The sequence below is a fragment of the Brasilonema angustatum genome, from assembly GCF_059505445.1.
This window is the reverse complement of record NZ_JCACKO010000154.1, coordinates 25927-46028: the sequence shown is the minus strand read 5'-3', so window position 1 is coordinate 46028 and position 20102 is coordinate 25927. Positions and strand designations below refer to the sequence as shown.

General features: G+C 45.1%; 11 protein-coding genes and 1 pseudogene. 1 reads left to right on the top strand and 11 read right to left on the bottom strand.

What is annotated here, in order from left to right:
- The 9 genes and pseudogenes from AC5JM2_RS33850 to AC5JM2_RS33810 form a co-directional block, all read right to left on the bottom strand.
- Positions 1-404, bottom strand: a pseudogene (locus tag AC5JM2_RS33850) (hypothetical protein); the annotation flags it as partial.
- 11 nt (positions 405-415) lie between these two features.
- On the bottom strand, positions 416-661 hold the full coding sequence (locus AC5JM2_RS33845) for a hypothetical protein (RefSeq protein ID WP_495840272.1): 246 nt from the start codon (positions 659-661) through the stop codon (positions 416-418).
- 1390 nt (positions 662-2051) lie between these two features.
- Positions 2052-4988: a methyl-accepting chemotaxis protein gene (locus AC5JM2_RS33840; protein WP_495840270.1), complete on the bottom strand. Its 2937-nt coding sequence runs from the start codon at positions 4986-4988 to the stop codon at positions 2052-2054.
- A gap of 751 nt (positions 4989-5739) precedes the next feature.
- Positions 5740-7653, bottom strand: a complete 1914-nt coding sequence (gene drmB, locus AC5JM2_RS33835) for a DrmB family protein (protein ID WP_495840268.1) — start codon at positions 7651-7653, stop codon at positions 5740-5742.
- A complete protein-coding gene (gene drmA, locus AC5JM2_RS33830; RefSeq protein WP_495840266.1) occupies positions 7650-11081 on the bottom strand; it encodes a DISARM system helicase DrmA in 3432 nt (1143 codons plus the stop codon). Before drmA ends, drmB begins: the two co-directional genes overlap by 4 nt.
- A 176-nt stretch (positions 11082-11257) precedes the next feature.
- On the bottom strand, positions 11258-11596 hold the full coding sequence (locus tag AC5JM2_RS33825; protein ID WP_495840264.1) for a type II toxin-antitoxin system PemK/MazF family toxin: 339 nt from the start codon (positions 11594-11596) through the stop codon (positions 11258-11260).
- The gene (locus AC5JM2_RS33820; protein WP_495840262.1) at positions 11581-11778 is read right to left on the bottom strand and encodes a DUF2281 domain-containing protein; all 198 of its coding nucleotides are present in this window, start codon (positions 11776-11778) and stop codon (positions 11581-11583) included. Before AC5JM2_RS33820 ends, AC5JM2_RS33825 begins: the two co-directional genes overlap by 16 nt.
- Before the next feature lie 35 nt (positions 11779-11813).
- Positions 11814-14654: an Eco57I restriction-modification methylase domain-containing protein gene (locus AC5JM2_RS33815; RefSeq protein WP_495840260.1), complete on the bottom strand. Its 2841-nt coding sequence runs from the start codon at positions 14652-14654 to the stop codon at positions 11814-11816.
- 47 nt (positions 14655-14701) lie between these two features.
- Positions 14702-15679, bottom strand: a complete 978-nt coding sequence (locus AC5JM2_RS33810; RefSeq protein ID WP_495840258.1) for a type IIL restriction-modification enzyme MmeI — start codon at positions 15677-15679, stop codon at positions 14702-14704.
- A 264-nt stretch (positions 15680-15943) separates the two neighbouring features.
- On the opposite strand from AC5JM2_RS33810, the gene AC5JM2_RS33805 reads away from it, so the two are divergent.
- Positions 15944-16300 (top strand): hypothetical protein, encoded by a 357-nt coding sequence (locus tag AC5JM2_RS33805; RefSeq protein ID WP_495840256.1) that lies wholly within the window; start codon positions 15944-15946, stop codon positions 16298-16300.
- 142 nt (positions 16301-16442) lie between these two features.
- On the opposite strand, the gene drmD is transcribed toward AC5JM2_RS33805, so the two are convergent.
- Together drmD and AC5JM2_RS33795 are read right to left on the bottom strand one after the other, a co-directional pair.
- Positions 16443-19664 carry a DISARM system SNF2-like helicase DrmD gene (drmD, locus tag AC5JM2_RS33800; RefSeq protein ID WP_495840255.1) on the bottom strand — a complete coding sequence of 1074 codons (3222 nt, stop codon included), beginning with the start codon at positions 19662-19664 and terminating at the stop codon, positions 16443-16445.
- 207 nt (positions 19665-19871) lie between these two features.
- Entirely contained in the window at positions 19872-20078 is a 207-nt protein-coding gene (locus AC5JM2_RS33795) for a hypothetical protein (RefSeq protein WP_495840253.1), read from the bottom strand.
- Between the last annotated feature and the right edge of the window lie 24 nt (positions 20079-20102).

The following is a 20102-nucleotide window of genomic DNA, read 5'->3' as shown; positions in this document are numbered from 1 at the left end:
TCTACGTCGGATGAGGACTGCGAGTCTGAGAGTTCTGAGTCGATCGCTTGTTGTTCAACATTATCCAAATCTACGTCGGATGAGGACTGCGAGTCTGAGAGTTCTGAGTCGATCGCTTGTTGTTGTTCAACATCAGAAATGTTATTTAACTGTTGTGATGAGAAGGAATCTTGTTGGGGAGGAGTGGGTGCAAAAGACAACATCTCAACGACAGCCGTTAGATCGTCGCGTTCATCAACACCAGACCAGTTGGATAACAGGGCTTCTACATGTACAAGTTGCGATCGGGCAGTTCGCCATAAGCGTTCATACTCTTCAGTAAGAGCAGTATAGTAGTCCCGTAATTCCAAAAGTGGCTCCAACAAGGTTTGGGGTGGTGGCTCTAGTTTTCCCTTAGTAGTCATATGGCGTCAACTCAATCCAAATCAGTTTTAGATTTATAGGTCATTGGTCTAGGTTTAGCCTTTTGAGGCTTCATTAACGATTTTTTGGGTGGTTGAGGAGGACGACATTGTTCACAATATAAGGGTCGCGACCCGAAAGTCTCGCGCTTCGCCGGAACACCGCATTCCTTACAGAGGAAGTTGAAAATTCGCGTATGAATTAGCCGTTTATGTGCCTTAACAGTGTATTCTCTAACAGAGACTAATTTACTTGCCATAATCAGAATTTGTGAATTTTTGTCCGGTCAATATAGCTATTGGAGCAGAGGAACTTGCATAAATATGACGCAAACAGCACGTTTTTGCCACTCATTGACTTAGCCATAGCTTTTTGTACAACGCCCGAGGCAAAACTCCATTTCGTCAAGTCGAAAAGGCTTTATCGTCGTTTGTGAAGATGATAAATGGGTTTATAATAAACCCCCAAACACCTTTCTACGACCATATCCTATCCTTTATGCTAGTGCCAGTGTTGTCACTCTAGCACAGCATTCTGTACTGACTGTGCCAATATGAGGCAAACACTAAATACGTTTTTTTGGAGAGTGCCATCGTTCTACAAGATTGTCTTGAAGAGATCTTTGAGGTACTCAGACAGAGTGTAGGCATCAATACTACGAAGTAACACAGGGTTTTAACTACAAAGAAGCAATTTATCTAGATATTTTAATTAAAGCATTGCAAATTCCCTGTTGGTTCATTTAAGATTCAGCATTTCAAACAAAAAAAAATAAGTTCTACAAATTCCAGATTTCCCTAGTTAATTTTTAGTGCCACTTGTAGCGTAGTTTTCATACACCATCAATGCACCATTACTCAACCATCACCGAATAATTTCGGCGGTATGTTTAAATCTGTCAAGGTTTGCATACATTGTTTTCAGACTTTTATCAGATTTTTACTTTTCTCATTAAATAATTGTTGTTAGGGGAGACCGTAAAAATAAAGTACCAGCCCTATGGCTCTTGCCACGCCTTACTCACCAGAACAAGGGTGAGGGAGACCGCCAGGTAGCACCCTCAGGGAGAATCCTCCCTTTCAAGGGTAGGTTTTTTACACTTATATCTGGAATGGGGTGAAACCGGGTAGACACGGGGGAAAGAGAACAAGGAAGAAACATGAACTCTATGTACATATATTGAATTTTCATCATCTGGGCGTAAAAAAAACTTCCTTGTCTACTTTCCTTCCTTGTCCTCCAAGTCTTGCCAACACCCAAAAGTAAAAAACCTACACCTGTGAGCAGGGAGCAGGGGGCTCTTAGCAGGGAGAAAGAATTAGAAACCAATCATTTGTATCAGGAATTTCGTGAAATGGTATAACCACAAATTACTACAACAGAACGCAACTTGGTATCAAACTCAACCTCTACGACTCGATGGCCACGTTCATTTTAGGAACTACGCAGTGATAGTTTCATCGCCGGGGGATGAGTCACTGAATTTTGGATTTTGGATTTGAAATTTTAGATTGACCCTATATCTGTAAGACAGGGGCTTGAGTATAGTCCCTTGAATTTATTTTTCTCCACGACTCAAGTCGGGGGCTTGAAACCCTTTTTTAGATTTTAGATTTTAATCCAAAATCTAAAATCTAAAATTGTCTCGGTCAATCAGCATCCTCCTGTAGATTTTGTGCGAGTGTTGACAGCTTGTCTAAAGACTGAGCCACTGCTATGACTTGTTCTGAAGTCTTGCTGGCAATACTGGCAACTTCTAGAATAGATTGGCTTGCTGAGGTTGAAGTTTTTGCTTGGACAGGAGCAGTCTGGGCAAGTTCCTCGACCAGTTTTTTCATTTGCTCACTGATAATAACAATCTGATTGAACTTCTCCTGAGTTTCGTGCGCCAATCTCATCCCGCTCATCGCCTGTTGTGCGCCGTATTCCATAACAGCAATAACTTCATTAGTTTGTGTCTGAATTTCTGTAACGAGTAATTGTACTTCTGCAATACTCGCCTCTAATTGATGCACTTGAGAAAGTGCTTGGTCAGCGAGCCAAGCAAATTGTTGACCAGCTTCTGGGGCGCGACTTGCTTCAAGTACTGTATTCATAGCTTGGAGCTTTATTTGAAATGCGATATTACTAATGAGGCTCACGAGCTGGGAGAACTTTTGAAAAGGTTGGTCTAGACGCTCGACCTTCTCGGCAGCTTCCATAACCCTTACTTGGACATCACACAAGTTTTCTAAAATCGGGTCTATCGACTCATGTCCATCCTGTACCGCCTGAGTGAGCTGCTGCTCTTGGAGTTCTGCTTGTTGGGCACAAATCAGCATTTCCATAGCCGAATCAACTAACGTTTGAATTTGATTGTAGGCACCTGTAAGGGACTCCACCTGGCTAAGAGCATCTGTTGAAAGGGTTTGGACAGCGGTTTCACTACCTCTGAGCAATTCAAATACCTGACGCTGGAGTACTTCTTTTTGTTCGCGCTGCTCGTAAGAGGTCGCTTCAGCAGATTGGTACGCCTGCTCTACCTTGTATAGGAGTCTGGCATGGTCGAGAGCAAATCCCACCTGCGTAGCTACCTGGGTGAATAAATCAATTTCATACTGCTGCCAATCACGAGGTCCTGAGCACTGATGCGCAATCAATAAGCCAAATAGCTGGTCATCTTTGAGAATGGGCGCAACCAAATTTGCCTTGACAGCAAAGGGTTCAAGTTGGCTAATGTGACAAGTAGTCAAACCTGCTTCATAAATGTTATTGGTAGCTTGAACTCTACCAGATCGGTACTTTTCCACATACCCCTCAGCAAAGCAGGGATCTTTGATTTTAGCTCGCAACGCCTTGGGAAAACCTGGAAGCACTGATTCTGCAACCACAGTTCCATACCAGTTGCTGTCAAAGCCATAAACCAGCACTCGCTCAGCGCTCATTGCTTTGCGGGTTTTTTCAACGGTGGTTTTGAGGACATCCTCTTCGTTGAGCGATTCCCGAATGGAACGGGTCATGTCCGCAAGCAATTGAGTTCGCACTCCTTCTGCATCGATTCGTTGAACAAGTCTAGCATGGTCGAGAGCAAATCCCACCTGCGTAGCTATCTGAGCAAATAAATCAATTTCATACTGCTGCCAATCACGAGGTCCTGAGCACTGATGTGCAATTAATAAGCCAAATAGTTGATTATCTTTAAGAATGGACGCAACCAAATTTGCCCTGACAGCAAAGGGTTCGAGTTGGCTAATGTGACAAGTAGTCAAACCAGCTTCATAAATGTTATTGGTGGCTTGAACTCGACCAGCTTGGTACTTTTCCACATAGCCCTCAGCAAAGCAGGGGTCTTTGATTTTGGCTCGCAACGCTTTCGGAAAACCTGGAAGCACTGATTCTGCAATCACAGTTCCATACCAGTTGCTGTCAAAGCCATAAACCAGCACTCGCTCAGCACTGAGTGTTTTACGAACTTCTTCAACGGTAGCTTTTAGGACATCCTCTTCGTTGAGCGATTCTCTAATGCGGCGGGTAATATTTATAAATGCCTGAGCTTGATCAGCTTTTGTATCTATCCGTTCTAGCAGCTTAACGTAGTCAAGAGCAAATCCCACTTGTGCTGCTATTTGAGCAAACAAATCAATTTCAGCCTGCTGCCAAATACGGCACTCAAAGCATTGATGTGCAATCAATAAGCCGAATAGCAGGTCGTTTTTGAGAATGGGTGCGATCAGATTGGATTTGACAGCAAATCGCTCTAGCAACCCAATATGACAATCAGTGAGATTAGCTTGATAGATATCATCAATAGCACGAACACGACCATTTCGATATTGTTCGACATACTTTGTTTCGAAACAAGGATCCGAGATGGTAGTCCATAGGATTTTTGGCAACTCAGGTGCCGCAGATTCTTCTACAAAAGTTCCATCCAAGTTAGAATCAAAACGAAAGATGACCACGCGGTCAATTCTTAGGGCTTTGCGAACTTCTTCAACAGTGGTTCTGAGGACGTCTTCTTGAGTAAGCGATTTGCGAATACGGCGGCTAATGTTGTGAAACACCTGAGAGCGTTCGGCTTCGGCTTCTTGTTTCCAGAGTAAATCCGGAAGCTGTTCTTTGACAAAGTTAATGTTTGTCTCTAAGACAGCCAGTTCATCTTTGCTGACGGTGGAGATGCCAGAATCTGCGGTTTCTCGACGTAACCTATTCACCATAGTGGTAGAAACTGAGGCGGCGTTCAGGACTGGGCGAATGGCGCGAATCCCTAAAATAGCAGCGATCGCACCTGCCAATACTGCCGTCACCCCCGTTTCAATTAACAGCAGTGACAGCAGTCTGTGTAGTCCAAGTTCAGCTTCTGCCAAACTTGTCGTATCTGCTTGTCTTGCTTGGGAAATCTGTTTGGCTGTCAACTGGCTACCAAAGTAGTAAGTAGTTGTCCCTACTGTCAGCACAGGGAGCATACTAACAAGTATAGCCCAAGCTATGGTCTTGGTTTTCAAACTCCATTCCTGTGGCCTGTGCTGAGGATCAACAGACTCTTGAAGCCCTTTTGACTGATTCAACTGTTGCTCGGCTTGCTTTTGAGAAGAAGGCTGAGTCATAGAGAAAATCTACTTTTGCTGCAAAAATTTATTGAGAACATAGGTGTTAGTTGCGATATTGACTTCCCCAACTGGGGAGGTAGGGTAATACCAATTCAAAATTCAAAATGAAGAAATGAAGAAAACCAGACATCACAAGGGTTTGGGAGTGTGTATCTGTCGCATTCTTTTTTCAAATTGGTATAATGCACCTTTAAAATTACTACTGTTAACAATTAGGAGTGTAAGGGTGAAATTAATGGTGGCACCAAACCCGCCACGTTATTGTTGACAACTGTATCAAATATGAGGTAAGGGCGGTGAGTATTCTTTTGGCTCTGTTTGCTGGGTGTACAATAAGTACATTTTCTAAGTTCCCCCTCCACCTCAACAAAATCTGCACCCCTACACCCGCGCGTTTTGGTCAAAGGTAGATTTAAACACTCGCAACCTTCTCCTAACTTTTTCTGGGGGTTTTATGTAAGAGTGGGCGCTACCATAAGTATCGGTAAAATTTAGAGTTCGGTACAACAAGCGGCAAAGTAACCCTAAAAGTTTGGCATAGTTTGCTTTTCACTCCTTAGGCTTTCTGCCTCTCCTCAAGGATTTGATGTTGCGAGTTAAGAATTTTTATGTATTTAGTATTTTATGCTATTAGAGTATATTATTTTATCGATTGATTCAAGTGAATGATAGAAATTTGTCAATTTTTTTGTCATTTTTTTTGGTACGGCAAGTAGCTAGATAAAACGCTGGTTTTGGGGGTAGCTAATTAACTAGTCACAAGGTCATCGGCAAAAATATCATCTGGAAAGAATGCAGCGTCTAATTCTTCAACCGTGTTTACGACGAGCGCACGATCAAGAAATTCGTTGCGGCGTTCGCAGGATGTTTCAGCAATTAACAAACACCCGTGGCACGCAGAACCGTGCAGAAAGCGTTCTTCGCGGGGGTTATCTGGTTCGTGTTGAGCGCAAACTGGGTCGTTTGAGCAAAGTCTTCCTAAGGCTAGCGCTTTTCCGAGATGGTAATCAATGCGTGTACCAACTTCTACTAAGCCGCCCAAAGTACCTTCTGAACCCGAAGAACCTGTATAAAGTAAAATTCCATACCCAGAATCGCTTGCATAAATGCGTTCACGGATGGCACTGGCAGCATAGCCGCATTCGAGGGATACTGCTGTAATCAACAAGTGAGATAGGGAGTGCAGCATGATGTATTTTACACCAGGAAAAGCGGCTTTATCCCGAGGAATTCCCTTGCTATCAAGCCATTTGAGAAAACCACGGTTTAAATCTTCGGCTCGCTTTTTCACCGTATCGCGCTTGAACCATTCGTCTATAACTTGCTTATGAAACGAGATAAAAACACCTTCGCCTTTATTCTCAATTGCAGGTATCCAGTTCGTTTCAAAATCAAGGGCGGCGCGACGGACATTAATCGCTAATTCGTCGATTTCACCCTCAATATTTGGCATTGCAGCTTCAAAGCGGGTAAAACCAATTAGGGCTATGACTTCGCGCAGGCGATGGACTAGCACCACGCGATCAATATATGGCAAAAGTGCAGGATTGAAGTTATTTTTATCGAGCTGACGTACAGATGCATAAAAATCTTGGTTTGAGGATTCTTTCCCCACCTCTTCGGAACAGGAAAGTAATGCTTCAATTTCTACTTGTTTGATACTTTTTGTTTGACTTTCTTGTCCGTTTTGACGGCGTTGAATTTCTGCCCAGACAGTTTGGGAACCAAATTTAGCTAAGTCTGCAAATTTAGATTTTCTCAGTTCTTTTTTTATTTGGTCTACGTCTTCTGCGTATTGCAAGTCTTCTTCGTAATAGCGATCAACGACTTTTTTCAATTGCGCATCCGCTTCAGGAATTGAAATCACACTGAGGGTTTGGGTAAAATAGGCGTTGCTGGCAGAACGTATTAACAGGCGGTTGTATTCGGGTTTTTCAGTTGTGACAATGTTACCCGACTGATCTATTGCACAAGCCCAACATTCTTCTTTTCCATTTGATCCCAGCCAAGGGCGATAACCTTGACACTTTCCCAAAACTTTGGAATTTGGAACTTTTGCTTGGGATAAGGGGCGGCGGGCTTTGCAAGCTTCACAGCGCACGAAGATTTCTTCAAAGTCGTTACCTGAACCGCCTTCATCAAGCCAGAGTTGTTGTCCTCGGCAAGTGGTATTAGAATCATTGTGTACATAGGCGTACCAGTCAATGTCGCTTAAGTGTCCGTTAACGCAAGCTTGGACAAAGCGTACTGGTACTGCTGAGGTACGTTTCCCTTCAAATTTCAATCCTTCTTGGACGGCACGCCAATAGACAAGCGGACGGGTGCGATAATTTTTTCCATTGAACTGAATTGTGTGGTCTACTTGGGCAACAAACCAAGTTGGGAAAATAAATGCACTGACACCATTGGGAGGAGTGTTAAGGTCAGAAGTTTCTCGCGGTGGGCTAAAGAGTTTTATCTCCTGTACTTTAAGCATTTCACAAATTTTATTTTTGAGGCGGTCTTCTCGGATATATTGTTGATCGCCCTTCCAATAACTCAGCCCTCCAATCACAACAGAGTGGTCGGGTAAATCGACCATCGCCCCTGGACCATACGTAGATAAAAGTTGGCTTTGACGAATTTCTGCTAGTGGTGTATGTCGCTTTTTTGACTTTTTCATGCCTCTTTTTCCTCAACTTCTAATCCTCCAGGATCCCGTACCAAAAGCTTCACAACTGGCTCAACATCACGTAAGCTACGCTGTGCTTTAAACTTTTGTTGGTCAGTCGATTTCTTATCGACTTCCGGATCAAGCGCATCAAGGAGTAAAGGAGGTGCCATTTCAATTTCGTTGGGTTGGTATTGCAAACGTTGGTCACGTAGGGCAATTTGTTCCCAAGTATCAAGCAAGTTTATCACTTCTTTGCGAATTTCTTGACGCAAAGCGTCGGCGGCATCAGTTTTTAAATCGGGGTTATGCATTTGCGCACGCTTGGATATGGCATCTATGACAAATTCCAATTCGCTGCGATATTGATTAACTTGGGCTGCACCCAAAGGTGCTGTCATATCTGAAATACCCAGGCGCGCTAATGCAACAGTAACCCCTGCTAAACCTCTATCAATCGCACGGGGTGAAAAGGGAGTGACGCTGGTTGCTTCTACTGCACGGTAGAAGGTATCATGCCATATCTGGAAGCGTTCATAATGCGACCTATCTCGTGGACGATGGACATTCAGCAGTGTTACCACCAATCCTGGTTTACTCGCATCGCGTCCAACGCGGCTGGTGGCTTGGATGTATTCAGCAGCGGTTTTCGGTTGTCCCAACACAACCATTAAACCCAAGCGCGTGATGTCCAAACCTACGGAAATCATATTTGTTGCTAATGCCACATCAACGCTTTCTTTTTCATTGCAGGGTAAAGCCAAACGACGCTTGGTATTGGCGACTTTGTTCGTGCTGACACGAGAGGTTAATTCTTCGGGTTCGTCATCGATTTTACGGTTAGCAAACAAACTTGTGGTTGCTTGATATCTGCGTCTGTCTCCATACTGCGTCAGGCGCGAATTGACTTCATCTTCAACCAAGCGACGGCTACCACCTAACTCACGCAAGGAATTGAAATAACCCAAAAGTGTCATGTAAGGGTCGGCAGGATTACTGGGGTTTTTCTTTCCTCCTGCTTCTTCCCAAGCTTTTTGTGCTGCCCCAAGTAACGCCAAGTATGTTCGCAATAAGACAACTTTTAAGCTACGTCCTTGGGCGGCGACACCGACATAGAGGCGACCAGGGGATTGATTAGTGAAGATGGTTTTGGCAAAAAATGAGTCGTGGCGACCGGGACCTGGTGCGGGGAAAATATCAACTTGGGTGCGTCCAAATAATGCTTGGATTTGGCGATCAGCGCGGCGGACGGTTGCAGTGGAAGCAACGATTTTCGGGCGGATGGTTTTATCGTTGTTGGTAACACTGCACAAAGTATCAATTGCTGTTTCGTACAGCCCTACCATCGTTCCCAGTGGTCCGGAAATCAGGTGCAATTCGTCTTGAATAACTAAGTCAGGTGGGGGTAGTGTTTTTTCGAGACGGCGACCTTTAATTTTTGGATCACCAGTTCCATAAAATCCCTCTCGGTCGTCGTAATGCGTCACCTTACCAAAAAGCGCTCCCGTTTGACCTACCCAGGGTAAATTGGCAAATTTGTCAACTGTGGCGATGATGAAACAGGGTAATCTGCGATATATCTGCTCATCGACTGCAATTAAGGGCAGATAACTGTTTTTTCTAAAAACGCACGCAGGTTTACCGTCCGCACGTTTCTTACTGCCAACACAAATTAATTGCAAATCCGTAGGCGTATTTGGATTTGGTAACAATTGAAACGAGTTAGGTGTTAACTCTGCACCGCACCAAGGACAGCGTTCGAGGGGGACTGGCTTGGGTTTGGCTTTGTCATCGCGTTGGTAAGCATGAGTGCGGGCGTGGGCTGAATTTTCATCCTTGTCGCTTTTACTACCCATTTTATTGGGAGTAGCGCTTTGCCCTACCCACAGCCCAATTTCAAAGGGGTGATTGCCAAGTTTAGGGTTATGCTGGCGTTGAAGTTCCAAAGCACAGATGAGGGTTGCAGCGCGTTCGAGTTGATCCAGGGTGAGGAGACGGAGAGTGTAGCGCATCAAGACGCTGACACCTGCAGAGTAAATGCTGGGGTCTCGCAGACGGCGTAAGACAAGGGTAAATGCAGCTAAACCCAGGTATGCTTCGGTTTTCCCGCCACCTGTGGGGAAGAAGAGTAAATCGACAATTTCCCGATCAGAATTTTCGGGGTTGGTGATGCTAACGAGATTTAAGAGTAAAAATGCTAACTGAAACGGTCGCCATTTGGGGGGTGGAAAGTCTTCGGGTGAGATGTTGTCGCTGTCGTGGGTGAGGCGTTGTCTGCGGGCGATCGCAATAACACGGTTAGCAATTTGAAACGCCTCAAAAACCAATGGATCATCAAGTGCTTGGAGTCCGGCGGCGATGCGATGACATATTTTTATCGCACGGTTTAACAAGTCAGTTGCGACTTTGGCTTGTTGCGGTTCGCTTGGGGCTGCGGCTTGTTGGTCACTAATCCATTGAGTATAACTCGTCACCATTGGATTCACCATCCGGCGTACAGTTTGCGCGTCCGGTGCATCCGCCAGTGCTTCCATTGAAAGTTCTAACCCTGCGATGTCTGCTGGTTCAACTCTGGGAACTTCGGCTTGTGGTATCCAAGTTGTGGAGATTTCCTGACATTTGCCCTCAGAGTGAATCGCTATTGCCGAGACGTTATGACCGACGGCGAACTCGCAGTCATTGCGGTATTGTAAACTAGCGACAGCTTCGTCCCAATCTGAACTATTTTGTCCGCGCAAGTCAGGACGAGGAACAAAGCCGTTGGTGGTACGGATGTTGAGACTGGCTTGGAAAGCAAAATAGGGATCTCGTTTTTTATTAGGGTTATGAGTGCGATAGTTAACTAGAAAGACGGAAACCGAACGGGTTCCCTTGGGAAGATTTTGAGAACGTACTGCCCGACAGGAAACAAACAACTGCAACCCACTACCACCAGGAACATCTAGCTGTTTTTTCTGCTTATCTTTGGGTAAGATGATGTGTACATCCACAGCTTGGGGGATGCGTTCCCATAATTCCGTTGTTTGTTCCGATTCGTCCTCAGTTTCTGTAGTCTCTAATTCAGTTTCGCCTGCTTTAGAAACGTAGTCGCCCCAATTCACCGTCACATCTAACTCTTGAGTATCTGATGATATGAGAAAGCTTAAGCCAATCGAAGAAGGAAAAAGTACTTTTCTTGCGGAAGCAGTTTCCGGGGCAACAGCATCATCGGCTACATCGGTGTTGCTAATTTGGACAATCTCATCATTGCTTGTGTCATCAGAACGCACTTCAGGCGGTGCACCAAAAGGTACCAGAAAGCCAGTGAGATACCATTTAGAAGGTGGCTGCGTCAGGATTTCGCGGGCGTGGGTGGTATCATTAGGTGTTGGTCCTACTAAGTCAAGTTGTAGGGCATCTGTGAGGTGCGATCGCACTTCGGCTGGAGTAGTGGCTGGCATAGTCATATTATTATCTATCGCTGTTTACTCCTTCAATCAAGATACAGCAAGCAATCAACTGTATATACTATATTAGGGCAATTTACTGATTTTGCTGTGAGTTAAGCGAGGTGTTTGTGATTTTTCTGGCGGTTCTTTGGCGTCGAGATAAATATTGTAGAAACAAGATTCTGCAACTAACTACTGTCATGTAAAATTTCAACAATTTTAGTAATCACTTCAATTAATTTTTCCGGTTTTATTTGACCAGCTTTGTATAATATAATTTGCCTATCAGCAGTAAAAAGTCGATTTGGTCTGATATTACTTGGTTGATTTAAACCACCAGAGCTAAAATCGCTATTATCGATTTCAATAGCGTATGTGTCGCCAACAGATTGGCTAGTAATTTGGCAAAGAATTAAGTCGTCTCCCGCAAGTGTAGCAATAACTAAAGCAGGTCTGCGTTTTGTTTGAGTTAAGTCTGAAAATGGAAAGGGAACGATAACGACATCACCTTTTACAAATCCTGCCATGCAGCTTCTTCCTCTGGTCTTAACCAATCTTTTTGTAGTGATGATTCACTCATAATAGTGATTTCTCTTATGCTGCGTTGCTGGTTTTTTGCCTGGAGAAACTGAACGAAATCTAAAATTTCCTGTAACAAGGGTTCAGGTAATTTTTCTAGTTCTTGTGTAATTTGTTCTTTAATTGTCATTGTCTCTCCTTGTATTTAGGCAATTTAAATTCATATTACTCCACATTAAACCCCGGTATTATTGGCGAATCTTTAACAAGCTTTTGAGATTTGGTTTTAGTTGTTTTCTTTTTCGCACCCTTCGCCTTCGCTTTCCCCTCCGCCGCCTTACCGCCAAGAATTTCCGCTTCCGCCCGTTTTTGGTTAAGGTCAAGCAGGCGTGCTAAAACTTCATCATGCACTTGTTCCGTCCAACGGTAGCGCCAAGGTTTTTTCCGTTGTCTACTACTCCCCTCTCCTTCATAAGGATTGGAGGTAAGGTCTTCCTCATCGTCGTAGTCTAGTAAGAAGGTGCAGTCGGTGGAGATGTCACTCCAGTCGTAAGCATCGAGGACGGCTTTATCCATTGCGGCGTGAAGTTCGTGCAGTTTCAGGATATCAGAGTCGCGTTCCTCTGGATCATGGAAGCGGTTGTAGGTGTCGGTGAGTCCTTGGTTGTTGTGAACCATTAAGGCGGCGCGGAATTCGTAGTATTCTTTGCCTGCGGCTTCTAGGGTGGGGTTGGTTTCCCAGTTTTCGGGGAAGGGGAAGGTTTCAAAGCAGTCAGCTATGTTATACCTAGGTCGATCTTCCAATGTAGCACCAAAGAATCGTGCCCACACTTCATGTAAGTTACAACTCAGAATAGCAAAGCAAGAAAAGTAAGGTAGAGCAAAAACAATCAGAGTTTGGTCGTAAACAAACCCTGCTGGAAGAAATGCAAAACAAAAATGTTTACTGGTAAGTGATCGGACTAACACTCGTTCAAGTGGGGCGATCGCTCTAAACAATTCTCCCCTAAGTCGTTCAAATTGCCACCAAGGTGCTGTCGAATGTTTACCACGGGTTCCTTTTACCTTCTCCTCAACAATCTCCATCAAATCAGGATACAACCTCGCCTCATCCTCACTCATCTCCCCAAAATTAATAACATAACGACGATGCGCGTGAGTTGGACTGCTATTTACCTCTTCACCACCAATGTAAGGAAAAATCCTCTCTGCGTTTCTTGCATCTTTCTCAATCAAGCGCTGCATTTCTGCAATGGGTGTCGCCTCTGGATTAGTATCATCAAACGTGAAACCCATGCCCAAAACAATGCTACCTTGAAAGCTTTTCTCAGCATTCGCCAGCAACACCGCCGGATTTTCATTTCCCCCCGCATGGAACAAAAACGCAGAAATTCGGGGAACCTCTCGCCCATTCAACAGCTTTATCTGTTTATAATTTCCCTGACATATATTAACCACGCTGACAACAACTGCTGCTAGTCCGGGCCATTTCAACCGTTTTTGAGCATTGTAAATTGTTCCCCCTTGCTGACAAATCCAACGCAGTCCAGTGCTACGAGTATCACCCTGTGCAATAGTATTCGTAGCAATTAACCCAAGCGTTCCACCCTGACGCAAAATCTCAAAAGCACGACGGAAGAAAAACGCCACTAAATCAGAATTACCGTGAGACTCTGGGTAAACTTCTTTTAACCAATCTTGATAACCAGGTGCATGGGCGTTAATTGTGGTATTCTTTCCCGCAAACGGTGGATTTCCCACAATCGCATCAAACCCCGGATTATTATTTCTATCATCCCTATCAAACACCTCTGGAAACTCAATATCCCAGTTAAACGGAATAATCCCGCGTTCCCCACTCCGCAACTTACTCGCAATTTCCTGCAAACTCTCAGCATCCGCTTGGTGATACCGCCAATTTCTCACCAATTCTGCAATCTCTTTTTCTCTCTCCTCTGGCTGCTTCTTATTACTTCCCTCAAAGAACGCCGCAATTCTCACATCTCCTATTAACCGCGCCTCGTGCAATTCTTGTTCTACTTTATATAGATAATTCCGCTTTTGGTCATCATCAGCATCACTGCGGGTATCCAACGCCTGAATTTCCGTCCGATAAGAACGCGCACGTTCAAGTTGTTGTTTCAACAGTGCTAACAACGGCAAATCATAAGCCGCATCTTTCCCAAAGGAACCAATCTCCTCTTTCCTCAACCCTACCAGCGAATCTCCACACTTGAGCGCATGATCCAAAAATGTAAACGGCAAATCCTTCGCCAGCGTCACTAACCACAAAGATAACTTCGCCAAATTCACCGCAAAGGGATTTTTATCCACTCCATACAAACAGCGTTGGGCGACGAGACGACGAGCGAGAAGGAGGGGTTCGTCTGGGCTATGATTGATAATTGTGGCATTTTCATCACGTCCACCAGGAAATGAATTTCCTGGCTCATAATCCAAGTCCTCTAAACAGGACTGATTGGAATTTGAGATTCGTTCAGTCCGTTTCAACGGACTTTGGCTATGAGACTGGGAATTTATTCCCAAGCGGGTGTGGACATGATCACTGATTGTCGCTTCACCCTCACGTCCACCAGGAAATGAATTTCCTGGCTCATAATCCAAGTCCTCTAAACAGGACTGATTGGAATTTGAGGTTTGTTCAGTCCGTTTTAACGGACTTTGGCTATGAGACTGGGAATTTATTCCCAGGCGGATGTGGACATGATCACTCATTTCCAGGCGCGTTTGGACATCATCGCTAATTTCCAGGCGGGTATCGTTTCTCTCACGTTCCCAAGCTTCCACCAATTTCTCTGCCAACTGACGACAAGTCTCTACCAAAAACGCACCGGAACCCATCGCCAAGTCACAAACTTTCAACGATAAAATTTGCTCAGCAGTGGGACGTTCTCCCAAAGCTTCCAATACCGGACGCAGTGTTGTTTCCACAATTGGCTTGGTGAGGGAACGGGGTGTGTAGTGAGAACCAGAACGCCTGCGTTCTTCTCCTGGCTGCAAGTACAGCGAACCCACTGGTAAAATATGCGGTGTTTGTCGCGACACTTTTCGACCTAACGCCGCTACCACATCTTCTAATGTCTGTGCTGCTTTTAATTCCTTGAGGGCATTTCCGGATAATTTCCGGCATCTTCCCGTAGCCGTTCATACAAACCAGACACAGAATAGTTACGCTGATAAATGTCGTCTGGCGGCATGAGTCCTTCGTCTTCAGCGTAGAGCAAAAACACCAGCCGCATCAACGTAGTAATTAACCCACCATATATATGTTGAGGTTCTGTCGTCGCAATTTCACCCAACAGATTACCACCCACCGCCACATCCGCCATCTGAAACCCGCGCAACAGTTCCCACAAAGCATCCAGCACTTGATTCGCCAAAGTCGTCGAAACTTCCGCTTGGTATTTCCGACTGTCTTCTAACAAATTTTTCAAACAACGATTTGTCGGCGCATTAAACACCCGAAATCCCGACAGCAACATTTCCATCGCCCCCAAAATCAGGCGTCCAGAAACCTCACACATCGCCTGCACTGGAAACGTCAAATGTCCGGAAGACTCACCCCGTGGCGCATAAACCAAACGTAACGCCACACCATTGCACAACAAACCGATGGGAATTTGCGTCTCCCGCAACAACCGCTCAAACTTCGCTTGAGGACTAGCGTGCCAACTTGTACCAGACTTAGCAATCAAAGGTGCAACTGCATCCAACTCAGCATCCGGGGAAATGATTTGCACCAACATCACCGGTGAGTCGCTGTCTGCGTCAGGCACAATATAAGTAGGCGCGAGAACTTCCCCGTAATCAGGTAACGCTACCTCATATTCTGTGGATGCTTCAATTAAGTTAGAGTTATCCCAACTTAATACTTCTACCACGAAAGAAAGAAAATTTGCAATCCTACCATCCTCATCAACCACAGCCAGCAGCGATTGTTGCAAATCCACCACATTGCGATTCACCACCGCCTGCGCCTTCACCAACGCCGGAGGAGACACAACCAACCCTACTGGTTGGAGAAAACCCAACCACTCTCTATGTCTTGTGATTTCTGGGTCGATTGCCATTGTCTCTCCTGTGTCTCCTTTAATTTCATCTCTCAAATCAAGTATCTTTGATGACTAATAAGTAGGTCAACAGAAAAAAACATAAGATACGATTCCTGCGATTACTTCGCTTCACTGCGTTACACTCGTAATGACATTTCACGTTTAATTAGTTTGAGCTACTTACCAGTTCTGGAGTAAACTTGCACTTAATACTTCCTCTTTAATTCTTGGCGTTCTTTGCGTCTTGGCGGTTAGTTTAATAATCGAGTTTCTAGGAAAATTATGACAGACTTTAGCTTAAAGAAACAAAGCTTTGTAAAAAATGATATTCCTAATCGCTTGCATAAGTTGGTGGATAATTTATCTCAGATTAAAAACTTATGTGCTGAGGAATCGCATCAGGAATCGATACTAAATCTTGCCAAAGAAAGTAGGTATTTTATTGAGTGGACTGTTCCAGATATGGTACAGGTAGATATTGATCAAGCCGCAGAGTTGGTTGATTTAGGGCGTGTTTTGACACGTTGGCTGTTTAATTGGGAAAAAATTTGGTCTGATTCCAAAGAAAAAACGAAAATCACCCAACAAGCCGAAGAGTGGTTAAAACGGGTTTTAGAAATGTCACCGATTGCAATCTGAATCAATTACTGTATTGAACGTGAATCATAGCAGTTGCCAGGTAGATTAGGACATGAACTAATGAAAGAAACACGCACACCAATAAACTTTCAAGCCTGTTCCCTGTTCCCTGTTCCCTGTTCCCTGTTCCCTGCTATAACAACTAACCACTCACCGGATACAAATAAACAATACCCACTGGTTCAACCCGCACCGCCTTGACTTCATAAGTTGCTTCAATTCGCGCAGGTTCATGAACCAACTCTTCCGTTAGCATACTCAGCCGCTTATTCCAATGACGACGATCTGCTTCAATCTGGCGTTGTTCTTCATCCGAAAACAATTTTAGCTGCAAAACTTGAGTTTCTTGCTGGCGCTTGAGAATGCGATCGCGCTGTTCCTCTAAAATTCTCTTCATCTCCACAGCTTCTTTTTCTCCCCTTGCTGTCAGCTTTTTCTTTGCTCGTTCTGCCAAAACCTCCGCACGTTTATTGAGATGCGATGTTAATTCCGTCACATCTTGCACTACCGTTTGACAAAGCCTCTGTTTCACCGCTTCTGGAACCTCTCGCAAACGCACAGAAGCCAAAGAATTTTCTAACAAATCCAAAACATCGTCCTTCTGTCCTTCGAGTAGTGGCTGTAACTTTTTACGCCCCCTTGTCACTGGATCAGACCACTCCGCCGCCACAGCAATAATTTCATCATGCAGTCTCACCGCCCGTTCTCCATATAAGGATAGCCGTCCCAATATCAGTACCTTAGGTATGGGGTCATCACTTAGACACACGCAAGCACGAGTCAATTCATCGTGCAAAAAGCCCTGAGACAAAAAGCGTCCCAACAAACGCTGCACAACCCTGTGTTCCAAGTGCAAATGAACTGCATCACCATCCAGCGAACCGGAGTCACGGAAAATAACGGGACGGATAGCCGCATCACGCCGCCACTCCCAAGGTTTTTGTCCCTGTTTTCTTGGTATTCTGAGAGTATCAAGGGTGGTAGCCCAGGTGGGATCTGCTTCTAAACGTTGAGCTGGCAATACCCAACGAGCAGTAGTAGGATCATGAACAGCTCGCTCCGCATTGATAGGTCTTAGAGAATTCGCCCCGCAAATTTCTAAGGAAGCTGAGATAGCATCCCGAAAATGACGATCATCAAATCCCAACCAATCTCGTGAAGTCTTCAGCATTTCCTGAAGTTGCCCTATCTGATTAACCAGTTGCTCTCTATGCAACCGGATTTCCTCCATCTCCTGAGAAATGACTTTTGCATTCGCTTCAAAACGGGTATCCAGTTGATCTGCTTTTTCAATAGAAGCTGTCAAACCATTTGCTTGTTCGTGACGAATTCCTCCCTCTAGCAACCGTGATAAATTCTTCTCTACGACTGGCGAAAGACTACCAAGTTCTCTTTGTATTGTCGCCGTCTTTTTCATCAGAACATCTAGGACTCGGTCTTCTGCTCGCTGTGGTAGGACAAAATAGTAACAGCGGACAATAGGCGATCGCTGTAGTTTTCTGTCAATTCGCCCGTTACGTTGTTCCATGCGGCTGGGGTTCCAGGGTACGTCAAAATGGAACAAGTCAGCACAGTTATTTTGCAGATTGACTCCCTCCCGCGCTGCATCGGTGGCGATGAGGATACGCAGGGGATGGCGCGATGGGTTGGTGTTAAAGGCTAATTTGATGGCTTCTCGTCGTTCTTCCCCCATTCCACCGTGAAATATATCGATGCGTTCATCTTCGCCACCGCACCCCACAATCAACGTTTGCAATTGCTGTTTCAGGTAGCCTTTTGTGTCTGTATATTCAGTAAATATAATGAGTCTTCTATCTGTCCAAGTCGCCCCAGGCTTACCCAAATCAGGACAGAGATTTGCACGAATCCACTTTTGGAGTTCTTGAATACGGGGGTCTGGCTGATGACGAGATGCATTTGCTACTTCGGTCATTTCCTCCAACAGTTCAAGCTCACGGGTTGTGAGTGCAGTAGTCGCTTGTCCTGTTGCAGCCGCCATTTGAGCATCTTCTTCTGCCTGCACTTCATCTTCGACAAGTTCAGCACGCTCGTCGTCAGCGCCAGGAGATTCAAAAAGCAGCGGTAAACTTTGTGACAACTTACCACTCGTACGAATCGAGGAGGCTTGCTTTTCAATTGCAGCGCGATGCACCTTCAAAGTTCGAGCAAATGCTTCAATAGAAGAAAGCAGACGTTTTTGCAAAGAGGTGAGCACAAGCATCGCTGATGTTTGCGTTAACTTAGATGCATCTTTGAGGCGTTCTTCGCGCGACTCCCTATATTCTTGTAACAATCGCGACAACTTTAACTCTGGCGCATCCTCAGATAGCCCATCAATAACTATGGGGATAACTTGACGTTGTGGAAAATCTTCTCCAATTGAGCGTAAATCCCGTTTCAATCGCCGCACCATCACAGTATCCAGTAGTTTTGGACTGCGGACTGGGACTCCTCGACAAAACCGCTGGGGGTCAAGAATTTCTAGCAAAGCGGCAAAGCTGTTAGAGTGACCATTGTGGGGAGTGGCAGACAGAAACAGCTTATGCTCAAACCGAGGTGCTAACTCACGCACAGTCCGCGTCAGTTGCGAATCAATGGCATACTTGGAACTACTTGCTGGGGCTGCATTATGAGCTTCATCAAGTATCAGCATAGATCTTGCAGAAAAATCACCCAACCAGTCCCGCAAAGGTGCTGCATAAGTTTCATCCCGCAGCAAGGCATGGGAAATAATGAAGCGGTTGTGAGTCGTCCAAGGGTTAATACCATAACCACGTTCTTGGCGACGGGCGGCGACAAACTCCCGATCAAAAATGATAAAAGTCAGTCCAAAGCGGCTTTCCATCTCATCTCGCCACTGTCGCACCACCGACGGCGGACAGGAAATGACAACGCGCCTGACTTTTTGACGCATTAACATCTCGCGGAGGATAAGCCCAGCTTCGATGGTTTTGCCTAAACCAACATCATCTGCTATAAACAAAGCAACTCTCGGCATCAGCAATGCTTTACGCAATGGCTCAAGCTGATAAGCTTTGACTTCAATACCAGCCCTGTAAGGTGCTTGAAACAATTTTGGATCTGTGGAAGTAACGCAGTTCCAACGGAGTGTGTGCAGATACGCAGAAAACAGCCGTGCATCATCAAAACCCCGGCTGGCGACTAAATCCCAATTGGTTGTACCTATATACTGAGCATCAATTTCTCGTTCCCAGAGAACTTCTAAGCACTCTCCCAATGCATCGTCATTCAGACACGAAAGACGAACTAAGGTGTCTTCCTCAACAGACTGTCCAGGAACGACATCTTCTACAAGATACTGTCGGGAGCGTACCCGAATAATTTGTCCGGCTTCTAGGTTCATCAGTGGTATTTTATCAGGAATTCGGTTTTGTTTATGAATTTACTAGTTGAGCTAGGGAACGCTTAACAGGCAACGCCTAGAGCGTCAGCGGCTCGACTGAGCTTCGCCGAACGTCCGAACGGGAACAGGGAACAGATTGAGAGCGATCGCGAAGCGCGAAGAACGCCCGAGGCACTTCGTGTCTCCCTGAACGGACGTTCGCCTATACTATTGTAACAATTGCGACATCTTTAACTCTGGCACATCCTCAGACAGCCCATCAATAACTATAGGGATAACTTGACGCTGTGAAAAATCTTCTCCAATTGAGCGTAAATCCCGTTTCAGTCGCCGCACCATCACAGTATCCAGAAGTTTTGGGCTGCGGACTGGTACTCCTCGACAAAACCGCTGGGGGTCAAGAATTTCTAACAAAGCGCAAAGCTGTTAGAGTGACCA